Genomic DNA, 18,727 nt, shown 5'->3' on the forward strand with positions numbered 1-18,727 from the left:
ACTCGGGAATCCTGCTGCTTGTTCAAATGGTTACCTGGGTACCGACTTCAACCACCCGGCCGGTCGGGATCTGAAAATAGTCGGTCGCATCGTTGGCGGACCGGCTCATGGCGATGAACAGATGGTCCTGCCATTGCGGCATGCCCGACTGGGCCGACGGCTTCAGCGAACGCCGCGACACGAAGAACGAGGTCGCCATGATGTCGAACTGCCAGCCGAGCTTGCGTGCGACGGCCAGTGCTTTCGGCACATTCGGCGATTCCATGTAGCCGAACCGCAGCCGGACTGCGGTGAACTTGTCGCTGATCTTCTCCATGCCGACGCGCTCCGACAGGTCGACGCGCGGCGTCGGCGCGGTCTCGATGGTCAGGATCACATTGTGCTCGTGCAGCACCTTGTTGTGCTTGAGATTGTGCAGCAGCGCTGTCGGCACGAAGCTCGGATCGCTGGTCAGGAACACCGCGGTGCCCTTGACGATATGCGGCGGCCGCTTCTCCAGGCTGTGGATCAGGTCGCGCAGCGGCACCTCGGTGCGGCGGGTCTTGGCAATCAGGATCGCGGCGCCGCGACGCCAGGTCCAGATCATCGTCGCCATCACGATGCCAAACAGCAGCGGCACCCAGGCGCCTTCGAACAGCTTCAGCAGATTGGCGCTGAAGAAGGTCATGTCGACGATCACAAACGGCAGGATCAGCGCCGCCGCCGAAGCGACACGCCAGTTCCACAGCTTCCAGATCACGATGAAGCCCATGATGCCGTCGGCGACCATGGTCGTGGAGACCGCGATGCCGTAGGCCGAAGCGAGTCCACTTGAAGTGCGGAACAACAGCACCAGCAGCAGCACGCCGATCAAGAGCAGCCGGTTGACCCGCGGCAGATAGATCTGCCCGGCATGGGTCTCCGAGGTGTAACGGACCTCGAAGCGCGGCAGGAGGCCGAGCTGCACCGCCTGGCTGATCAACGAATAGGCGCCGGTGATCACTGCCTGGCTTGCGATCACGGTCGCGGCGGTGGCAAGCCCGACCAACGGCAGCAGCAGCACGTCGGGCACCATGCGGTAGAACGAGTTCTCGATCGCCGCGGGATCGGACAGCACCAGGGCGCCCTGCCCGAAGTAGTTCAGCAGCAGCGAGGGCAGCACGAAAAACAGCCAGCCGGACTGGATCGGCTTGCGACCGAAATGGCCGAGATCGGCATAGAGCGCCTCGCCGCCGGTCACCGCGAGGAACACCGCGCCCAGCGTCACCAGGCCGATGGTGCCGTGGGTCAGCAAGAACTGAAGCGCATAATAGGGATTGATCGCCGCCAGCACCGACGGATCGTCCATGATGTGAACGAGCCCCATCACCGCGAGCGAGGCGAACCACACCACCATGACCGGCCCGAACGCGGAAGCGACGCGGGCGGTGCCGCTTCGCTGCACCGAGAACAGCACGACGAGGATCAGAATCGTCAGCGGCACCACGTAATGCTCGAGATGCGGCGTGGCGAGCTTGAGGCCTTCGACCGCCGACAGCACCGAGATCGCCGGCGTGATCATGGAATCGCCGATGAACATCGAGGCGCCGACCACGCCGAGCACCAGCAGCGGCCAGCTGCGCCGTCCGATCGCGCGCTGGCCGAGCGCCATCAGCGAAAGCGTACCGCCCTCGCCATTGTTGTCGGCGCGCAGCAGCAGCAGGACGTATTTCGCGGTGACGACGGTGAACAGCGCCCACAGGATCAGGCTGAGCACACCGAGCACCATGATGCGGGTGACCGGCTGGCCGTGCGCGGCGCCGCCAACCGCCTCGCGGAATGCGTAGAGCGGCGAGGTTCCGATGTCGCCGAACACCACCCCGATGCTGCCCAGCGTCAGCGCCCAGAAGCTGGAGGTGGTGTTGCCTTGGCCTGTGCCTTGGCCCGCACCTTGGGTTTCCCGGGCTTCGGTGGATGAGGCGCTGACAGCCATGGCGAGGTTGGAACGTCCGACCCGTTGATTTTGATCCGCGCGGCTATCGACGCTTCCGCCGCGCGTGTCAACCGCGCAACACTGCTAGCTTGACGGTAGCATGGTAACCCGGAACTACGGCTTCAGGTCCGGCGGCAACGGCGGATTTTCCCGCATCAACGTGATGGTGACGCGACGATTTGCCGGCAGGGTCGGGTCGTCGGGAAACAGCGGTTGGCCGTCCGCCTTGCCGGAAACCGCGAAGATGTGCGACGGCGGCAACCCCTCCCGCTCCAGGATCTGCCGCACCGTATTGGCGCGATCCGCGGACAGGTCGAAGGCATCGTAATCGCTGCGCGCCGGCACGAAGCCTGCGGCTGTATGCCCCACGATCGCGACCCGCAGCGGCGTCGCTTTCAACGGCGCGGCGAGCTTCTGGATCAGCCGGCGGGTGCGATCATACGGTTCTCTGGAGCCATCGGCGAACATCGACCGGCCGTCCTGGTCGATGATCTCGAGGTTGAGCCCCTCCTTGGTCTCCTCGAACATGATGTTCTTGGAGATCTCGGTGAGCTCCGGCATGTCCTGCAAGGCCTGCCGCAGCGAGGCGGAAGCGAGCGCGAATTCGCGGTCGATCTTCAGCCGCGCGCCGTTGATCTGGCTGCGCTCCTGCTCGTCCGGCGTCGGATTGGCGGAGGATTCCTCCGGCGAGATGTGGTCGACGTTCTTGAGCTTCGGCCGGGTCGGCAGGCCGTCGGATTCGACGATGCCGGAATAGCGCACATTGGTCTGCACGCCGAAGGCGTCGCGCATCGAGCCGGCGACGATCTTCAGCTTGTTGTTGTCCATGGTGGAGAACGCGACGAGCATCACGAAGAAGCTCATCATCAGGCCCATCAGGTCGGCGAAGGTCACGAACCAGCCGTGACCTCCACCGTGGGCATCGCCGCGCTTTTTCTTCGCCATCGATCAGATCTCTGCAGCGCCTGCGCCGGCCGGTCAGGCCGGCACCGGCTCGCCTTCCTCGTGGCGATGCTTCTCCGGCAGATAGGCCAGCAGCATTTCGCGCACCAGCGCCGGGCTCTTGGAGTCGCGGATCATCAGGATGCCGTCGATGATCAGCGTGCGGTTGGTCTCCTCGTCGAGCAGCTTGCCGTGCAGCTTGTCGGCGATCGGCAGGCAGAACAGGTTGGCGACCAGCGCGCCGTACAGCGTCGCGAGCAGCGCGGTCGCCATGAACGGGCCGAGCTTGGAGGGGTCGGTCATGTTGGCGAACATCTGCACCATGCCGATCAGGGTGCCGATCATGCCGAACGCCGGCGCGCAGTCGCCGATCGCGCGGTAGATCTTGCTGCCCTCGTCGAGATGCATCAGGAAATTGTCGCGGTCGCGCTCCAGATTGTCGCGGATGAATTCGAGGTCGTAACCGTCGGCGACATAGCGAATCCCCTTGGCCAGGAACGGCTCGTCGGTCTCGACCTTCTCGAGGCCGACCGGGCCCTGCTTGCGGGCGATCTCGGCGATGCGGGCGAGTTCGTCGACCAGGTCGCGGGCCGACAGCCGGCTCATGGTGAAAGCAAATTTGGCGCCGAGCGGCAGGCCGTGCAGCATCACGCCGAGCGGAAAACGGATCATGGTCGCCGCGATCGAACCGCCGAAGATGATGATCATGGCATGTTCGGAGATGAACATGTGCAGGTCGCCGCCCATGAACATCATCACCGCGATGACGATGATGCCGGCCAAGAGCCCGGCGCCTGTCATGATATCCATCGGAGACTCCAACGCGAACGCGACACCCGCCTGTCCTGGACGGCGCACGGCCCGAGCTGGGCCGCGTGGAAAAACCCTAACGTTAATGCGCTTAAGGACGCGTTACCGAATTTGGTAGGGATAACAACGGGTAAACGCCGGCAATTTCGCGATGTCGTTGAAGATGTTGGCTTTCTGCTCAGACCGCCGCCGCGCCATGCGCAAAAGCCCTCCCCGTAGAACAACGGACATGAGATAGGTTTGTGGGAAGCGTTTTCGCGCGAAAGCCTGTCCCGGACTTGATCCGGGATGACTACCGGTTTGCGTGGGCAAAACGCGTCAACACAAGAATCGGGAGCCTCGTTCCGTTTCAATCGGAGCGGAACCGGCGCGAGAGGAAACCAACCAGTGAGCAGGACAGGATGAAGGCGGTCGTCGTCGAGCAATATGCACCCATCGATCGGATCGGGCTCAAGGAGATCGCCACCCCCGAACCCGGTCCCGGACAGGTCCGCATCAAGGTCCATGCCGCCAGCATCGGCTTCGTCGACGGATTGAAGGTCGAGGGTCGCTACCAGACCAAGGATCCCCTGCCCTTCACGCCCGGCGCGGAGTTCGCCGGCGTGGTCGACGCGGTCGCAAGCGATGTCGCCGGCATCGTGCCGGGCATGCGGGTGATGGGCGCGGCGCGCTCCGGCGCGCTGGCCGAGCAGGTCGTGGTGCCGGCCACCGCGATCGAGGTCATGCCCGACGGCCTGTCGATGGAGGCAGCCGCCGCCTTCCGCACCAACTACCTGACCGCACTCTATGCGCTCGGCGAGCGCGGCGCGCTCAAGGCTGGCGAGCAATTGCTGGTGCTCGGCGCCGCCGGCGGCACCGGCATCGCCGCGATCCAGGTCGGCAAGCTGCTCGGCGCCCGCGTCATCGCCGCCGCCTCGACCGACGAGAAGCGCGACTTCGCCAAGAGCTTCGGCGCCGACGCCGTCGTCGACTACACAGCCCCCGATTGGCGCGACGCCCTGAAGGACGCGACCGCTGGCCACGGCCCCGACGTGATCTTCGATCCGGTCGGCGGCGAAGTCTCGTTGCAGGCATTCCGCTCGATCGCCTGGAACGGCCGCCATGTCGTGGTCGGCTTTGCCGCCGGCCAGATCCCTGCTCTGCCGTTCAACCTGCCGCTGCTGAAGGGCGGCCTCCTGATCGGCGTCGATGCCGCCCAGATCGCACGCCGCGAGCCTGAGGCCCAGGTGCGCATGATGATGCAATTGTCGGCGTGGCTCAACGACGGCCGGCTGACGCCGGTGGTCGGCAAGGTGTTCGCATTCGACGATTTCCGCGATGCATTCACGACCATGCAGACTCGTGCCGCGCTCGGCAAGATGGTGGTGCGGATCGGCTAGCACGCGGGTCGCCTGGATCATCGGACGGAGTTGCAGCCAAAGCCGGGACGACGGTGATCAGCCGAACACAGCAAGAAATGGATCCTGGCCGGTCGCGGCCAGGCGTTCGAGGCGTGCGGCGAGTTCACCGCGAATCTGCCGCTTCACCGCGCGAAATCCCGGCTGGGCAGCGAGGCGCTTTGCGGCGGCGATCGATTGGGCCGGCAGATCCGTAGCCGGGCACAGTGCATCGAGCAGCCGCTGATCGAGGCATTCGCGCGTGTCGACGACGGCGCTGGTCAGCGTCAGGCGACGCAACAATTCCGGTGACAGTTCATGGCGCATCACCTCGAGCGGCCCGGCCGGGAACGGGATGCCGGCCTGTGCCTCGGTCATGCCGAGCTTGGCAGCCGCGCTGTCGACCGCGAGACGATAGTCACAGCCCAGCATGAGCACGAAACCGCCGCCCAGCGCGTGGCCGTTGATCGCCGCCACGACAGGCACGGGGATCGCGAGCAGGCGCGCCAGCATCCGCGTGATCGCGCGAACCATCTCATGGCGTTGCTCCCGAGCGTAGCCCGCGAAAGCGCGCGTATCGACACCGGCGGAGAACACCTGGCCGCCGCCGGTGAGCACGACGCCGTTCGACGGTGCCTCCGCGGCGGCCGCCGCAAACGTCCGCTCGAGCAACGTGATCGTATCGAGGTCGAGCGCGTTGACGGGTGGCCGATCGATCGTCACGAGAAGCGTATCGTCGGTCCTTGATGTGATGACGGTCATTTCATCTCCAGACCACGGGTTGCGGGGCATCCCCCGCCGGTTGCCCGCGGTGCCATGTGATAGGTTACCATGGAACGGCTCGCTCGACGTCCTCGCGCGGGCCGATGACGAATCGAAAGGGAGAGACATGCAGACGCTTCGAACACCGGACGAGCGCTTCGCCGGATTGCCCGGATTTGCCTTCGCGCCGCGTTACATCGAGATCGGCCCGCTGCGCATGCACTATCTCGACGATGGAATGAAGACTGCGCCGGTGGCGCTTTGCCTGCACGGCCAACCGACCTGGGCCTACCTCTACCGCAGGATGATCCCGATGCTGCTCGGCGCGGGATTCCGCGTCGTGGCGCCGGATTTCTTCGGCTTCGGTCGCTCCGACAAGCCCGTCGACGAAGCCATCTACACCTTCGACTTCCATCGGTCCTCGGTGATGTCCCTGATCGAGGCGCTCGACCTGCGCCGCGTGATGCTGGTGTGCCAGGATTGGGGTGGATTGATCGGATTGACGATTCCGATGGACATGGCAGACCGGTTCGACCGGCTGCTGGTGATGAATACGATGCTCGGCACGGGCGACGTGCCGTTGGGCGAAGGCTTCCTGGCGTGGCGCGGCTTCTCCAACCGCAGCCCGGACATGGATATCGCAGCGCTGATGCAACGAGCGGTCCCCACTCTCGCAGACAAGGAAGCCGCCGCCTACGCCGCGCCCTATCCGGACGCGCGGTACAAGGCCGGCGTCCGGCGCTTTCCAAATCTGGTCCCGGATCGACCCGACGCCGGCGGCGCGGCGCTGTCGCGGCGCGCGCGGGACTTCTGGTCGCAGCACTGGAGCGGACAAAGCTTCATGGCAGTCGGCATGAAGGACCCGGTGCTCGGGCCGCCGGTGATGGGCCAGCTGCGGCAGGTGATCCGAAACTGTCCGCCGCCGCTCGAACTGCCCGATGCCGGACATTTCGTGCAGGAGGCCGGCGAGATCATCGTCACGGAGGCGCTGAAGAGTTTCGGTCCGGTGCGCTGAAGCGCACAGATATCCGCGTTCTCGCGACATGATTTGTCCGAGGTTTGCTCGTCGTTCCGCCCTCTCTTTGGCAGAGGGCGCAGGGAAAGCCGGGTGCCGATCGCACCCATGGGCCCCGTGCGAAGGGTAGAAAGCACGGGGGTAGGACCACAGGTGTAACCGGAGCAATCCGGCTTTCCCTGCGCGATGGGTTACGGCTTACTTCGTGCTCTCCCCGGCGAGACTGGGCTTGCTTGTCACCGCCCTTGCAAAACGCTTGCGCGTCCTGCGAGAGGACACCTGCCGCTAGGGCGTCAGGACCACACGACTTCACCGTCCGCCTCGGTCAAGCGTCGTCACTCGTGACCGCAGCGTCCACCGCATCTCACCGCAACACTCCTGACGATGCGCAAGCGCCCCTCGATCGGGTGAGACGGGCAGACCATACACCGGGTTACACTTCGGATAAAGCGAAATATTTCACGGATGGGGACTTGACGCGTTTTTGCCGATTGCCCCGTCGGGCAACTCAGTAGCAGGGGCTAATCCGTTGCTTCGTCGGATGCCAGCGGCAAATTATCACACGTTATTGTCGCCGGGGTTCTCGCCGCCTAGCGTTTGTCGAAGACCCCGGGGACGGCAAAGATGCAGGACATGCTGACGCATCTCGAGAAACTTCGCACCGATGCTGCGGAGTGCGCGCTGATCCGCGACCTGACCACGGACATCAGGAAGCGCGAACTGTTCGCCAAGCTTGCCGAGCACCTCGCCTCCCTCGCCGCCGAAGTCGAAAAGGCCATCGCCACGGCGCGCAAGGCGAACAACGCGACCTAGCGCGACACGCGCCACCTGGCCACTCCAGCAGCTTCGGACAGCCAGAAAGCCGCGGCGCCGGATCGCGGGAACCAATGGAGCGGCGGCGCATTGTCATTCACCCATCGGTTGAGAGATAATAACTCGCCAGCATCGGTATGCGTGCCGATATTGTCGGGTGGCCTCGCTGCCGAACGGCCATTCAGTCGGACACTGTTGCATTTCAGGATCTTTCGTCGTGGTACTCTTTGCACATCGGGCCGTCAGCAGGCCCTCCGGATCGCGCAGTTGGACCGGCGCCGCGAGCGAGGCGCGATGAAGACCGACAAGGCCATCTGGTACGTCTCGTTTGCCGTGAGAAATCCCGACGCCGGACACCACCGCTTCGCACGCCAGACCCGCACCTTCACCACCGAGCAGGACGCCAAGGCGTTCGCACGCACCCTGCTCGTCCAGACGCAGGATGTCAGTGCCGGAACGATCAATCCGCACATGCCCCGGCGCGTGATCGCACCGGCCGTGATCGCCGCCTGGGCCGGCGACAGCTGAAGTCCGGGCCGACGCGGAAAATGCCGGGAGAGCATCCAGCGACCGGCTTGGCTGGATTGCTTCCAAAATCGTTCGGCAGTCGTGGATCGGTCATTGACGCCGCGACGGAATTGACGCATTCCCATCCGCCCCAATTCCAGCCGGTCAAACCGCATGAGCGAGCCCCTCCCCAGAGGCCCGGTCGCCGAGATATTCCGTGCCTATTGGAAGTCCGACCGATGGGCGCTGCTGCTGGTGGCGACCATCGTGTTCCTGGCGAGCGCGAGCGGCATCGCAGCTCCTTACCTGTTCTCCCGCCTGATCGATCGCCTGACCCGGGAGACCGTGGTCGCGGACCTGCTGTGGGCGTTCCTGATCTATGCCGCGCTGGTGGGATTGGCCTCGGCGCTGCAACGCGTGGTGCAGAATCTCTCGGTAATCACCGCCGAGAACCTCGGCTTCATCGTCAGCACGCAGTTCTTCGCGCGCATCCTGCGCAAGCGATCCGACTTCTTCATCGAGCACAACGCGGCCGAGATCCAGACCGCCGGCAACCAGGGCCGCGGCGCGCTGACCACGCTCCTGCAGATCGTGCTGATCGTGTTCATTCCGGCCGCAACGCAGGTCACGCTGACGCTGGTCACCTTCGGCGCCCTGCTCGACAACCAGGTCGTGGCCATCGTCACCGGTTACGGCGCCCTGGTGCTGATCCTGACCTATCTCTCGACCAGCCGCTCGCAGATGCTGCTCGATGCCGCCGTATCCGCCTCACAGGACAACGCGCGCTTCACCGGCAACGCGATGAACGCGATGGAAGCCTTGCGCCATCTCGGCAGCCACGCCTGGATGAGCGGCCGCTTCGCCGAAAAGGCCCGCGCAGTCAAGGACAGCTGGCGGGCCTACATGCTGCGTCGCGCCCTTACGCTGGCGCTGCTCGGTCTCGGACTCTCGGTGCAATTCGCCGTCAGTTTTCTGCTGTTGCTGCCCCGCTATCAGGCCGGGACGACAACGGTCGGCGACATCGTGCTGTTCAACACCCTGCTGCTGCAGCTCAACCTGCCGTTCGAGATGATCTCCCAGACCATGGACAATGTGGCGCGCTCGCGGGCACAGCTCGTCCCGCTCGCCAGGATGTGGCAGGCACCCGAGGAGATTGAAACGAAGGATGCGCAAGGCTTCGCTCCCCGCAACGGGCGCATCACCTTCGACCAGGTCGACTATGCCTACGGCAATGGCCGCGGCATCGCTGGGATCAGCTTCGTCGCGCACCGCGGCGCCATCACATTCATCGTCGGCGAGACCGGCTCCGGCAAGTCGACCATCTTCAAGCTTGCGCTGAAATCGGTCGAGCCGGATGCGGGCCGGATCCTGGTCGACGACATCGACCTCGCGCAGATCGCGCGTGCCGATTGGTACGGCACCATCGCGGTGGTACCCCAGGACGTCGCGCTGCTCAACGAGAGCCTTGCCGACAACATCATTCTCGGCCGCGGGCGCGACGACGCCCGGCTCCGCGAGGTGGCGGAGAAAGCAGCCATCCTGTCCTTCATCGAGGCACTGCCGGACGGCTTCGAGACCACGGTCGGCGAACGCGGCCTGAAACTGTCGGGCGGCGAGCGCCAGCGGATCGCGATCGCCCGCGCCCTCTATGGCCGGCCAACGGTGCTGTTCCTCGACGAGGCGAGCTCCGCGCTCGACGATGCGACCGAGCGCGACATCATGGAGCATGTGCGGACCCTGGTCGACGACGTTACGGTGCTGGCCATCACGCATCGACGCGCGATCCTCGCCGACGGCGACAATGTCGTCGATCTCAACGCGACGCGGCCTGTCCAGGGCGAGCCGACCGTGCAATAACTGACCGGGCCGAGCCCCGCGGCAAAAGAATGGTATGCCGATCCCATTGGGCCCATGAGCAAGATTGTGGCAGAGCCATCGCAAACCACGCCGTTCGCCCCGTTCGAATGGATGCTCTCGGCACGCTACCTGCGGGCGCGGCGCCGGGAAGGCCTCATCTCGGTGATCGCCGGATTTTCGTTCCTCGGCATCATGCTCGGTGTCGCCACGCTGATCATCGTGATGGCGGTCATGAACGGCTTTCGCAAGGAACTGCTTGGCAAGATTCTCGGCCTCAACGGCCACATTCTGGTGCAACCGGTGGAAAGGCCCCTGACCGACTGGCAGGATGTCACCGAACGCATCACCCGGGTACAGGGCATCCGACTCGTTGTACCGGTGGTCGACGGCACCGCGCTGGCATCATCCTCCGAGGCTTCCGGCGTCCTCGTCCGCGGTATCCGCGCCGCCGACCTCTCGCGTCTCCCCTCCGTCGGCAACACCATCAAGGGGTCGATCGAGAATTTTGACGAGGGCCAGGGGATCGTCATCGGCCGCCGGCTCGCCGATCAGCTCGCGGCACGCGTCGGCGACAGCATCACGCTGATCGCGCAACGTGGTGCGAGCACGCCGATGGGCGTCATGCCGCGGATCAAGAAGTATCAGGTATCAGCCGTGTTCGAGATCGGCATGTCCGAATATGACGCCGGCCTCGTCTTCATGCCGATCGCGGAGGCACAGGCTTACTTCAACCGCGGCACGAACGTCACCGGGATCGAGGTCTTCACCACCGATCCGGATCACATCGACCAGTTCCGCAAGGCGGTGCTGGAGGCAGCGGAGCGGCCGGTCTTCCTGGTGGATTGGCGTCAGCGCAACACGACCTTCTTTGGCCTGCTCCAGGTCCAACGCAACGTGATGTTCGTGATCCTGACCATGATCGTGCTAGTGGCGGCGCTGAACATCGTGTCCGGGCTGATCATGCTGGTCAAGGACAAGGGCAGCGACATAGCGATCCTCCGCACGATGGGCGCCTCACAAGGCTCCATCATGCGGATCTTCCTGATCACCGGAGCTTCGATCGGCGTGGTGGGGACGCTGGTCGGCTTCACGGTCGGCCTGGTCGTCTGCCGCCACATCGAGGCGATCCGTCAAGCCCTGTCATGGCTGACCGGCAGGCAGCTCTTCCCACCCGAACTCTACTTCCTGTCAGAGCTGCCGGCCGAGGTCGATGTCGTGGAGACCGCCACAGTCGTGATCATGGCACTGACGCTGGCGTTCCTCGCGACGCTCTATCCATCGTGGCGCGCTGCGCGGCTCGATCCGGTCAAGGCATTCCGGTAACGCGGACTGACCTAAAGGAAACGCGACGGCGCGAACGGCGCCAGCGGAATCTCCGGCGGCTTTCCGCTCAGCAGTTGCGCGACCAGTCGGCCGGTGCGGGCCGAGCCGACCAGGCCGACGTGACCGTGGCCGAAGGCGTAGACCACGTCGCGGGTGGCGCGGCTGTGGCCGATGCAGGGGCGGCCGTCGGGCATGCTCGGGCGATGGCCGAACCAGGTCTTGATCCGCGATGGCGGAATATCCCGCGGCAGTTTCGGGAACATGCCGAGCAGATGGTCGCGCAGGATCTCGGCACGCTGCCAGTTCGGCTCGGCGTCGAGCCCCGCGATCTCCACCGTGCCGGCGGCGCGCAGGCCCTTGTCGGTCCAGTTGACGACCATCTTGGCGTCGGATGCCATGATCGAATTGCGCGGTCCGCACTCCGGATGTTCGATCATCACGTGATAGCCGCGCTCGGTTTCCAGCGGCAACCGATCGCCGATCGATGCGGTCAGTTGCTTCGAGCGCGCGCCGGCGGCGACCACTGCGGCGTCGCAGGGAATTTCGCCACTCTCGGTGATCACGGCGACGAGCCTGTCGCCGGACAGCTTGAGGCCGGTGGCCTTGGCAGCGACGCGCTCGGCGCCGTTCGCGATCGCATGCGCGGCGAGCGCCGCGACATAGGCGCCGGGATCGCGGCAGCGGCCCGCCTCCTCGACCACGACACCGAACTTGTAGCGCGGATGCAGGTCGGGCTCGCGCTGGCGCATCTCGTTTTCGTCGAGCTCCAGCCATTCGATGCCGACGCGCTTGCGGATGCGCCAGCCGAGATCCTTGTCAAACGGCGCGCGCGAGGGAAACGCGTGCATCACGCCGCGCCGCTCGATCAGGTCGGGGACGCCGGCTTCCTCGGCGAGCTGCCGGTGCAGCAGCGGCGCGTCCTTGAGCAGGTCGCGCATCGCGCGCGCGGTGGCCTCGACCTGCGCCTCGGTCCGGCTCGACAGCAGGTATTTGACCAGCCACGGCAAGGCCTTCGGCAGGTACGACCAGCGGATCGCCAGCGGCCCGAGCGGGTCCATCAGATAGCCCGGCACCTTCTTCCAGGTGCCGGGTTCGGCCGGCGGGATCACCGAATGCGACGACAGCCAGCCGGCATTGCCGTAGCTCGCCGCCTGCTCGCCGCCGGGCTCGCCCGGATCGATCAGCGTGACGCGATGGCCCTCGCGCAGCGCCTCGATGGCGCTGATGACGCCGACCGCGCCGGCACCGATGATCGCGACGTGACGGCCGGCCGGCTGCACCATCAGCGTGTGGCCTTTCTGTTGGGCATGATCTCTTTCGGAAAACCGCTTCGCACTTTTCCGGATCAGGCCTGCCCGGGGACAAAATCCTTGCCGACCGACAGCGCACGCTGATCGACCAGGCAGTGCAGGATCGCCGGCTTGCCGGAAGCCAGCGCGCGCTCGAACGCCGGCGCGAAATCTTCGGTGCGCTCGACCCGCTCGCCATGGCCGCCGAACGCCTTGGCGTACAGCGCGAAGTCCGGATTCTTGAGCTGGGTACCGACGACCCGGCCGGGATAGTCGCGCTCCTGATGCATGCGGATGGTGCCGTATTGCGCATTGTCGATGATGACGACGACCAGCGGCGCGTCGTACTGCACGGCGGTGGCGAACTCCTGCCCGTTCATCAGGAAGCAACCGTCGCCGGCGAACGCGACGACGACGCGATCCGGATGCTGCCGCTTGGCCATCACGGCCGCCGGCACCCCATAGCCCATCGAGCCCGAGGTCGGCGCCAGCTGCGCGGCAAAGCTGTGGAAGCGATGGTGACGGTGAATCCAGCCGGCGTAGTTGCCGGCGCCGTTGCAGACGATCGCGTCTTTCGGCAAGCGGTCGCGCAACCAGGTGACGACCTCGCCATATTGGAAGCTGCCCGGCAGCTCGCGCGGCTTGTCGGTCCAGGCCAGATAGTCCGCATGCGCCTTTGCCGCCTCGCCCTTCCAGGCCGGCGCGGCCGAGGGCTTCATGTTCTCGACCGCGGCGGCAAAGGCGGCGGGCGTCGCCTGGATCGCCAGCGTCGGCTGGTAGACCCGGCCGAGTTCTTCCGAGCCAGGATGGACATGGATCAGCTTCTGGCTCGGCACGGGAATGTCGAGCAGCGTGTAGGACGATGACGGCATCTCCGACATCCGGCCACCGATCAAGAGGATGACGTCGGCGCCGGTGATACGGTCCTTCAGCTTCGGGCTCGGGCCGATGCCGAGATCGCCGGCATAGTGCGAATGATCGGCGTCGAACAGCGACGCGCGCCGGAACGAGGTCGCGACCGGGAGATCAAAACGCTCGGCAAAGCGCGCGATGCCCTTGGCGGCATCAGCGGTCCAGGCCGAGCCGCCGAGCACCACGATCGGCGCCTGGGCGGATGCGAGCATGGCGCCGAGGCGCTCGAGGTCAGCCGGTGCCGGCCAGGTCGCCGCGGGCTCGACCTTCGGCGCGTCGGCGACCGCTGCGGTTTCGGTCAGCATGTTCTCCGGCAGCGAGATCACGACCGGACCGGGGCGGCCCTGTAGCGCGACGCGGAAGGCGCGCGCGACCAGCTCGGGGATGCGATCGGGGCGATCGATCTCGACGGCCCATTTCGCCATGGTGCCGAACACCGCCTTGTAGTCGAGCTCCTGGAACGCCTCGCGCTCGCGCATGCCGGTGTCGACCTGGCCGACGAACAGGATCATTGGGGTCGAGTCCTGCATCGCGATGTGCACGCCGTGCGCAGCGTTGGTCGAACCGGGGCCGCGGGTGACGAAGCAGATGCCCGGACGTCCGGTCAGCTTGCCATAGGCCTCCGCCATCATCGCAGCCCCGCCCTCGGCGCGGCAGATCACGACGTCGATCGGACTGTCATGCAGGGCATCGAGCGCCGCCAGATAGCTCTCGCCGGGCACGCAGGTGACGCGTTCCACTCCCTGCGCGACCAGCTGGTCGATCAGGATCTGGCCTCCGGTGCGGGCGTTCGATTTGGTCATGAGGGCTCCCTGCGGGCATTGGCGCGCGCCTGGCGGGTCGCGCGGAACGTGGTCCGACGGGGGTATGATAGACCGGAATGTGGCGCAAGGCCGAACTCGCCGCGGGATGCGGCCGCCGCATTGGGCTATGCGGTGGGAAAAGGTGTGCTGGCGACTTGCGCAGCCGGTCGATTCTGCAGAACGGGTCCCGGCCCAGGTCCCATCCGCCGTCGTTGCGAGCGAAGCGAAGCAATCCATGCCCACCCAGAAAGCCGAAAGCTGGATTGCTTCGCTTCGCTCGCAATGACGAAACTAGCAGCCCAATCCGCCCTACAACGACCGCGCGATCAGGACCTTCATGATCTCGTTGGTGCCGCCATAGATCTTCTGGATGCGGGAATCGATGAACATCCGCGAGATCGGATATTCCTGCGTGTAGCCATAGCCGCCGTGCAGTTGCAGGCATTCGTCGGCGGTCTCGACCTGCTTCTGCGAGCACCACCATTTCGCCATCGAGGCCGTCACGGTGTCGAGATCACCGGCCACCAGCCGCTCGACGCACCAGTCCACGAACACGCGCGCGATCATCGCCTCGGTCTTGCGCTCGGCCAGCGTGAAGGCGGTGTTCTGGAATTCGATCAGCGGCTTGCCGAACGCGGTGCGCTCCTTGGTGTATTCGGCGGTGATCTTCACTGCGCGCTCCATCGAGGCGACGGCGCCGATCGCCAGCGACAGCCGTTCCTGCGGCAGTTGCTGCATCAGTTGCACGAAGCCGTTGCCCTCCTCGTTGCCGAGCAGGTTTTCCGGCGGCACCGTGACATTGTCGAAGAACAGCTCCGAGGTATCGGAGGCATGCAGGCCGATCTTGTCGAGGTTGCGGCCACGGCGGTAGCCCTCGGCGCCGGCGGTCTCGACCACGATCAGCGAGATGCCCTTGGCGCCCGCGGCGCCGGTGCGCGCGACGACGATCACGAGATCGGCGGCCTGGCCGTTGGTGATAAAGGTCTTCTGGCCGTTGATGACATAGGAATTGCCCTGCTTCTTCGCCGTGGTCTTGACGGCCTGCAGGTCGGAGCCGGTGCCGGGCTCGGTCATCGCGATGGCGCCGACCATCTCGCCGGACGCCATCCTGGGCAGCCAGCGCTTCTTCTGCTCCTCCGAGCCATAGTTGAGGATGTAATGCGCGACGATCGCGCTGTGCACGGAGACGCCGGTGGTCAATTCCGGGACGGTGCTCTCGAGGTCGTCGAGGACAGCGGCGTCATAGGCGAAGGTCGTCCCCAGGCCGCCATAGGCTTCGGGCACGCTCGGCAGCAGCGCCCCCATCTCGCCGAGCGCGCGCCACGCGGACCGGTCGACCAGCTTCTGCGCGCGCCATGTCTCGGCATGCGGCGCCAGGTCCTTGGCAAGAAATTTGCGAAACTGGTCACGGAAGGTGTCCAGCTCCTCGGTCATCCAGGACGATCGGTAGTGCATGTTATCCTCGTGTCAGATGAGCAGACCGCCGCCGGCGACGATCACCTGGCCACTGATGTAGTTCGATTCCGGAGCGCAGAACAGATAGACCGCGTCCGCTGCCTCTTCCGGCGTGCCGCCGCGGCCGAGCGGGATCATGCGGCCCATCGCCTCCAGCATCTGCGGCTGCACGCCGACCTTGATGTCGCGGCCGGCGACGTCGATGGTCTTCTGCTGGGTCTCGATCGGCTGGGTCAGGCGGGTGTTGATCAGGCCGAACGCCACGCAATTGACGTTGACCTTGTAGCGGCCCCACTCCTTGCACATCGTCCGCGTCAGCCCGATCAGCGAGGCCTTCGCCGAGGAATAGCTTGCCTGTCCGGCATTGCCGTAGAGGCCCGCGATCGAAGAGATGTTGACGACCTTGCGGAACACCTCGCGCCCGGCCTCGGCCTCCTTCTTCGCCAACACCCGGATTGGCTCCGACGCTGCACGCATGATGCGGAACGGCGCGACCAGATGGACGTCGAGCATCGCCTGGAACTGCTCGTCGGTCATCTTCTGGATCGTCGAGTCCCAGGTGTAACCGGCATTGTTGACGATGATGTCGAGGCCGCCGAACTGCTCGATGGCGCTACCTACGAAACGATCGGCAAAACCGGCTTCGGTCACGCTGCCATTGACCGCGATCGCCTCGCCGCCCATGGCCTTGATCTCGGCGACGACGGCGTCGCCCGGCTCGGCATCGAGGTCGTTGACCACGACGCGCGCGCCCTCGCTCGCGAGCTTCAGCGCAATCGCCCGCCCGATGCCGCGCCCCGATCCGGAGACCAGCGCGACCTTCCCTTGCAGCTTCGACATGATCTCTCCCTACAGCGCGATGATGGCTTCGCCGACGAGCTTGATCTCGCCGTTCTGGTCCTTGGTCGTCAGCGCGAGCTTTGCGCGCCGTTCGCCATGATGCTCGATCAGCTCGGTCACCACGCCCTCGCAGGTCAGCTTCGCCCCAAGTTGCGTGATGGCGGCGAAGCGGGTCGAGAACGAGCGGATCCGCGACGGCGCGACCGCATCGGTCAACGCCTGACCGAGATAGCCCATCACCAGCATGCCGTGCGAGAACACGTCGGGGAAACCCGCCGCCTTGGCGAAATCGAGATCGACATGGATCGGATTGTGATCCCCCGAAGCGCCGCAATACAGCGCCAGGCGATGGCGGGTGATCGGCGAAAACTCCTTGTGGACCAGGCGGTCGCCGACCGACGGAATGGCAGCGCTCATGACGGCCTCGAATTGCGCACCACGACCGTGCGCGAGGTATCGGCGACGTGAATGCCGCTCTGGTTGGTGACCGCGGTGACGATGACGATCAGGGTCATCGCCCCGCCCTTCTTGTCGGTGACCTCGGTGACACGCGACGTCAGGGTCAGCGTGTCGCCGACGACCACCGGCGCGTGATAGTCGAAGCGCTGCTCGCCATGCAGCACGCGGGCGAGATCGATGTCGAGCGCGGTCAGGAATTCGAACGGATCGGGCGCGTCCATCATCTCCAGGCAGAACAGATAGGTCGGCGGCACCGGCGCCGCCGTGAAGCCGGCCGCACGTGCGGCCGCCCCGTCGCGATAGACCGGGTTGGTGTCGCCGAGCGTGTCGAGGAAGAAGCGCAGACGCCCCGGCTCGACGCGCGCGGTCACGGGCGCGAATGTACGCCCGACAGCGGATTGATCGACCATGGTGACCTCAGGCGCGTTGGTAGAGCGTCACGACGCAGGCGCCGCCGAGGCCGAGATTGTGCTGCAAGCCGAGCCGCGCGCCCTCCACCTGCGTCGCCGCAGCGGTGCCGCGCAACTGCCGCGTGAGCTCGTAGCACTGTGCGAGGCCGGTGGCACCGAGCGGATGCCCCTTCGACAGCAACCCGCCGGAAGGATTGGTGACGAACTTGCCGCCATAGGTGTTGTCGCCGTCGTCGATGAACTTCGCCGCCTCGCCCTGCCCGCACAGGCCGAGCCCCTCATAGGTGATCAGCTCGTTATGCGCGAAGCAGTCGTGCAGCTCGACGACGTCAATGTCCTTTGGGCCGATGCCAGCAGCTTCATAGACCTTGTTGGCGGCATCGCGCGCCATGTCGTAGCCGACCACCTGCATCATGTCGGAGGCCCCGAAGGTCGACGGCGTATCCGTCGTCATCGCCTGCGCGGCGATGCGGACCTGCTTGTTAAGGCCGTGCTGCTCGGCGAACTTGTCCGAGACCAGGATCGCGGCAGCGGCGCCGCAGGTCGGCGGGCACGCCATCAGCCGCGTCATCACGCCGGGCCAGATCACCTGGTCGTTCATCACGTCGTCGGCGGTGACCTCCTTGCGGAACAGCGCCAACGGGTTGTTCTTGGCGTGGCGGCTCGCCTTGGCGCGCACTTTCGCGAACGCCGAGAGTGGCGTGCCGTATTTCTTCATATGGCTGAGGCCGGCGCCGCCGAAATAGCGCAGCGCCAGCGGCACGCCGGGCGCGTCGACCAGCTTGTCGGCGGCGGCGTCGAAATCGTCGAACGCGCTCGGACGATCAGTGAACACGGCCCCGAGTGCGCCGGGCTTCATCTGCTCGAAGCCGAGCGCCATCACGCAATCGGCCGCACCCGACTCGATCGCCTGCCGCGCCAGGAACAAAGCGGTCGAGCCGGTCGAGCAGTTGTTGTTGACGTTGACGATCGGAATGCCGGTCATGCCGACCGGATAGAGCGCACGCTGGCCGCAGGTGGAGTCGCCATAGACATAGCCGACATAGGCCTGCTGCACACCGCCGTAGTCGAGACCGGCATCGGCGAGCGCGAGCTTCGCGGCCTCCGCTCCCATCACATGATACGGCGCATTGGCGCCGGGCTTGACGAACGGGATCATGCCGACCCCGGCAACATAGGTGCGTGACGTCATCGCGTGTCCTC

The 18,727-nt window shown here is 65.6% G+C and carries 17 protein-coding genes; 6 read left to right on the top strand and 11 right to left on the bottom strand.

The genetic code is table 11. The features are described from left to right. Positions 1-22: 22 nt before the first annotated feature. The 3 genes from CWS35_RS28215 to CWS35_RS28225 all read right to left on the bottom strand — a co-directional run bounded on the left by CWS35_RS28215 (position 23) and on the right by CWS35_RS28225 (position 3,703). On the bottom strand, positions 23-1,951 hold the full coding sequence (locus CWS35_RS28215) for a potassium transporter Kup (protein WP_100954935.1): 1,929 nt from the start codon (positions 1,949-1,951) through the stop codon (positions 23-25). Between the two features lie 114 nt (positions 1,952-2,065). Next, positions 2,066-2,896: a flagellar motor protein MotB gene (locus CWS35_RS28220; RefSeq protein WP_024582240.1), complete on the bottom strand. Its 831-nt coding sequence runs from the start codon at positions 2,894-2,896 to the stop codon at positions 2,066-2,068. A 33-nt stretch (positions 2,897-2,929) separates the two neighbouring features. Beyond that, positions 2,930-3,703 carry a motility protein A gene (locus CWS35_RS28225; protein ID WP_024582241.1) on the bottom strand — a complete coding sequence of 258 codons (774 nt, stop codon included), beginning with the start codon at positions 3,701-3,703 and terminating at the stop codon, positions 2,930-2,932. A 401-nt stretch (positions 3,704-4,104) separates the two neighbouring features. Here CWS35_RS28225 and CWS35_RS28230 point away from each other — a divergent pair, with 401 nt between their 5' ends. Then, positions 4,105-5,082, top strand: a complete 978-nt coding sequence (locus CWS35_RS28230; protein ID WP_100954936.1) for an NADPH:quinone oxidoreductase family protein — start codon at positions 4,105-4,107, stop codon at positions 5,080-5,082. 57 nt (positions 5,083-5,139) lie between these two features. Here the strand turns inward: CWS35_RS28230 and CWS35_RS28235 are convergent, their stop codons facing one another. Continuing rightward, a complete protein-coding gene (locus tag CWS35_RS28235) occupies positions 5,140-5,841 on the bottom strand; it encodes an enoyl-CoA hydratase/isomerase family protein (RefSeq protein ID WP_157817248.1) in 702 nt (233 codons plus the stop codon). A gap of 127 nt (positions 5,842-5,968) precedes the next feature. Here CWS35_RS28235 and CWS35_RS28240 point away from each other — a divergent pair, with 127 nt between their 5' ends. The 5 genes from CWS35_RS28240 to CWS35_RS28260 all read left to right on the top strand — a co-directional run bounded on the left by CWS35_RS28240 (position 5,969) and on the right by CWS35_RS28260 (position 11,356). Continuing rightward, positions 5,969-6,856, top strand: coding sequence for a haloalkane dehalogenase (locus tag CWS35_RS28240; RefSeq protein ID WP_024582244.1), 888 nt, complete (start codon positions 5,969-5,971; stop codon positions 6,854-6,856). Positions 6,857-7,480: 624 nt separating this feature from the next. Further along, a complete protein-coding gene (locus CWS35_RS28245; protein WP_024582245.1) occupies positions 7,481-7,669 on the top strand; it encodes a hypothetical protein in 189 nt (62 codons plus the stop codon). 294 nt (positions 7,670-7,963) lie between these two features. Further along, entirely contained in the window at positions 7,964-8,197 is a 234-nt protein-coding gene (locus CWS35_RS28250; protein WP_024582246.1) for a hypothetical protein, read from the top strand. A gap of 153 nt (positions 8,198-8,350) precedes the next feature. Further along, the gene (locus CWS35_RS28255; RefSeq protein WP_100954938.1) at positions 8,351-10,033 is read left to right on the top strand and encodes an ABC transporter ATP-binding protein; all 1,683 of its coding nucleotides are present in this window, start codon (positions 8,351-8,353) and stop codon (positions 10,031-10,033) included. Between the two features lie 54 nt (positions 10,034-10,087). Beyond that, positions 10,088-11,356, top strand: coding sequence for a lipoprotein-releasing ABC transporter permease subunit (locus CWS35_RS28260; protein ID WP_100954939.1), 1,269 nt, complete (start codon positions 10,088-10,090; stop codon positions 11,354-11,356). 11 nt (positions 11,357-11,367) lie between these two features. Here the strand turns inward: CWS35_RS28260 and CWS35_RS28265 are convergent, their stop codons facing one another. From CWS35_RS28265 to CWS35_RS28295, 7 genes are all read right to left on the bottom strand, one after another. Then, the gene (locus CWS35_RS28265; protein WP_100954940.1) at positions 11,368-12,639 is read right to left on the bottom strand and encodes an FAD-binding oxidoreductase; all 1,272 of its coding nucleotides are present in this window, start codon (positions 12,637-12,639) and stop codon (positions 11,368-11,370) included. 62 nt (positions 12,640-12,701) lie between these two features. Further along, positions 12,702-14,360 carry a thiamine pyrophosphate-binding protein gene (locus CWS35_RS28270; protein ID WP_100954941.1) on the bottom strand — a complete coding sequence of 553 codons (1,659 nt, stop codon included), beginning with the start codon at positions 14,358-14,360 and terminating at the stop codon, positions 12,702-12,704. 309 nt (positions 14,361-14,669) lie between these two features. Next, positions 14,670-15,815, bottom strand: a complete 1,146-nt coding sequence (locus CWS35_RS28275; protein ID WP_100954942.1) for an acyl-CoA dehydrogenase family protein — start codon at positions 15,813-15,815, stop codon at positions 14,670-14,672. A 12-nt stretch (positions 15,816-15,827) separates the two neighbouring features. Continuing rightward, a complete protein-coding gene (locus CWS35_RS28280; protein ID WP_100954943.1) occupies positions 15,828-16,655 on the bottom strand; it encodes an SDR family NAD(P)-dependent oxidoreductase in 828 nt (275 codons plus the stop codon). A gap of 9 nt (positions 16,656-16,664) precedes the next feature. Then, entirely contained in the window at positions 16,665-17,072 is a 408-nt protein-coding gene (locus tag CWS35_RS28285; RefSeq protein WP_100954944.1) for a MaoC family dehydratase, read from the bottom strand. Beyond that, entirely contained in the window at positions 17,069-17,524 is a 456-nt protein-coding gene (locus CWS35_RS28290) for a MaoC family dehydratase N-terminal domain-containing protein (RefSeq protein ID WP_100954945.1), read from the bottom strand. Before CWS35_RS28290 ends, CWS35_RS28285 begins: the two co-directional genes overlap by 4 nt. A gap of 7 nt (positions 17,525-17,531) precedes the next feature. Next, the gene (locus CWS35_RS28295; RefSeq protein WP_100954946.1) at positions 17,532-18,716 is read right to left on the bottom strand and encodes a lipid-transfer protein; all 1,185 of its coding nucleotides are present in this window, start codon (positions 18,714-18,716) and stop codon (positions 17,532-17,534) included. Between the last annotated feature and the right edge of the window lie 11 nt (positions 18,717-18,727).

The organism is Bradyrhizobium sp. SK17 (assembly GCF_002831585.1).
GTDB lineage: Bacteria > Pseudomonadota > Alphaproteobacteria > Rhizobiales > Xanthobacteraceae > Bradyrhizobium.

What these genes read in the sequence shown, in the direction of transcription:
- CWS35_RS28215 (WP_100954935.1), bottom strand. Translation starts at nt 1,951, where the DNA reads ATGGCTGTCAGCGCCTCATCCACCGAAGCCCGGGAAACCCAAGGTGCG.
- CWS35_RS28220 (WP_024582240.1), bottom strand. Translation starts at nt 2,896, where the DNA reads ATGGCGAAGAAAAAGCGCGGCGATGCCCACGGTGGAGGTCACGGCTGG.
- CWS35_RS28225 (WP_024582241.1), bottom strand. Translation starts at nt 3,703, where the DNA reads ATGGATATCATGACAGGCGCCGGGCTCTTGGCCGGCATCATCGTCATC.
- CWS35_RS28230 (WP_100954936.1), top strand. Translation starts at nt 4,105, where the DNA reads ATGAAGGCGGTCGTCGTCGAGCAATATGCACCCATCGATCGGATCGGG.
- CWS35_RS28235 (WP_157817248.1), bottom strand. Translation starts at nt 5,841, where the DNA reads ATGACCGTCATCACATCAAGGACCGACGATACGCTTCTCGTGACGATC.
- CWS35_RS28240 (WP_024582244.1), top strand. Translation starts at nt 5,969, where the DNA reads ATGCAGACGCTTCGAACACCGGACGAGCGCTTCGCCGGATTGCCCGGA.
- CWS35_RS28245 (WP_024582245.1), top strand. Translation starts at nt 7,481, where the DNA reads ATGCAGGACATGCTGACGCATCTCGAGAAACTTCGCACCGATGCTGCG.
- CWS35_RS28250 (WP_024582246.1), top strand. Translation starts at nt 7,964, where the DNA reads ATGAAGACCGACAAGGCCATCTGGTACGTCTCGTTTGCCGTGAGAAAT.
- CWS35_RS28255 (WP_100954938.1), top strand. Translation starts at nt 8,351, where the DNA reads ATGAGCGAGCCCCTCCCCAGAGGCCCGGTCGCCGAGATATTCCGTGCC.
- CWS35_RS28260 (WP_100954939.1), top strand. Translation starts at nt 10,088, where the DNA reads ATGAGCAAGATTGTGGCAGAGCCATCGCAAACCACGCCGTTCGCCCCG.
- CWS35_RS28265 (WP_100954940.1), bottom strand. Translation starts at nt 12,639, where the DNA reads ATGGTGCAGCCGGCCGGCCGTCACGTCGCGATCATCGGTGCCGGCGCG.
- CWS35_RS28270 (WP_100954941.1), bottom strand. Translation starts at nt 14,360, where the DNA reads ATGACCAAATCGAACGCCCGCACCGGAGGCCAGATCCTGATCGACCAG.
- CWS35_RS28275 (WP_100954942.1), bottom strand. Translation starts at nt 15,815, where the DNA reads ATGCACTACCGATCGTCCTGGATGACCGAGGAGCTGGACACCTTCCGT.
- CWS35_RS28280 (WP_100954943.1), bottom strand. Translation starts at nt 16,655, where the DNA reads ATGTCGAAGCTGCAAGGGAAGGTCGCGCTGGTCTCCGGATCGGGGCGC.
- CWS35_RS28285 (WP_100954944.1), bottom strand. Translation starts at nt 17,072, where the DNA reads ATGAGCGCTGCCATTCCGTCGGTCGGCGACCGCCTGGTCCACAAGGAG.
- CWS35_RS28290 (WP_100954945.1), bottom strand. Translation starts at nt 17,524, where the DNA reads ATGGTCGATCAATCCGCTGTCGGGCGTACATTCGCGCCCGTGACCGCG.
- CWS35_RS28295 (WP_100954946.1), bottom strand. Translation starts at nt 18,716, where the DNA reads ATGACGTCACGCACCTATGTTGCCGGGGTCGGCATGATCCCGTTCGTC.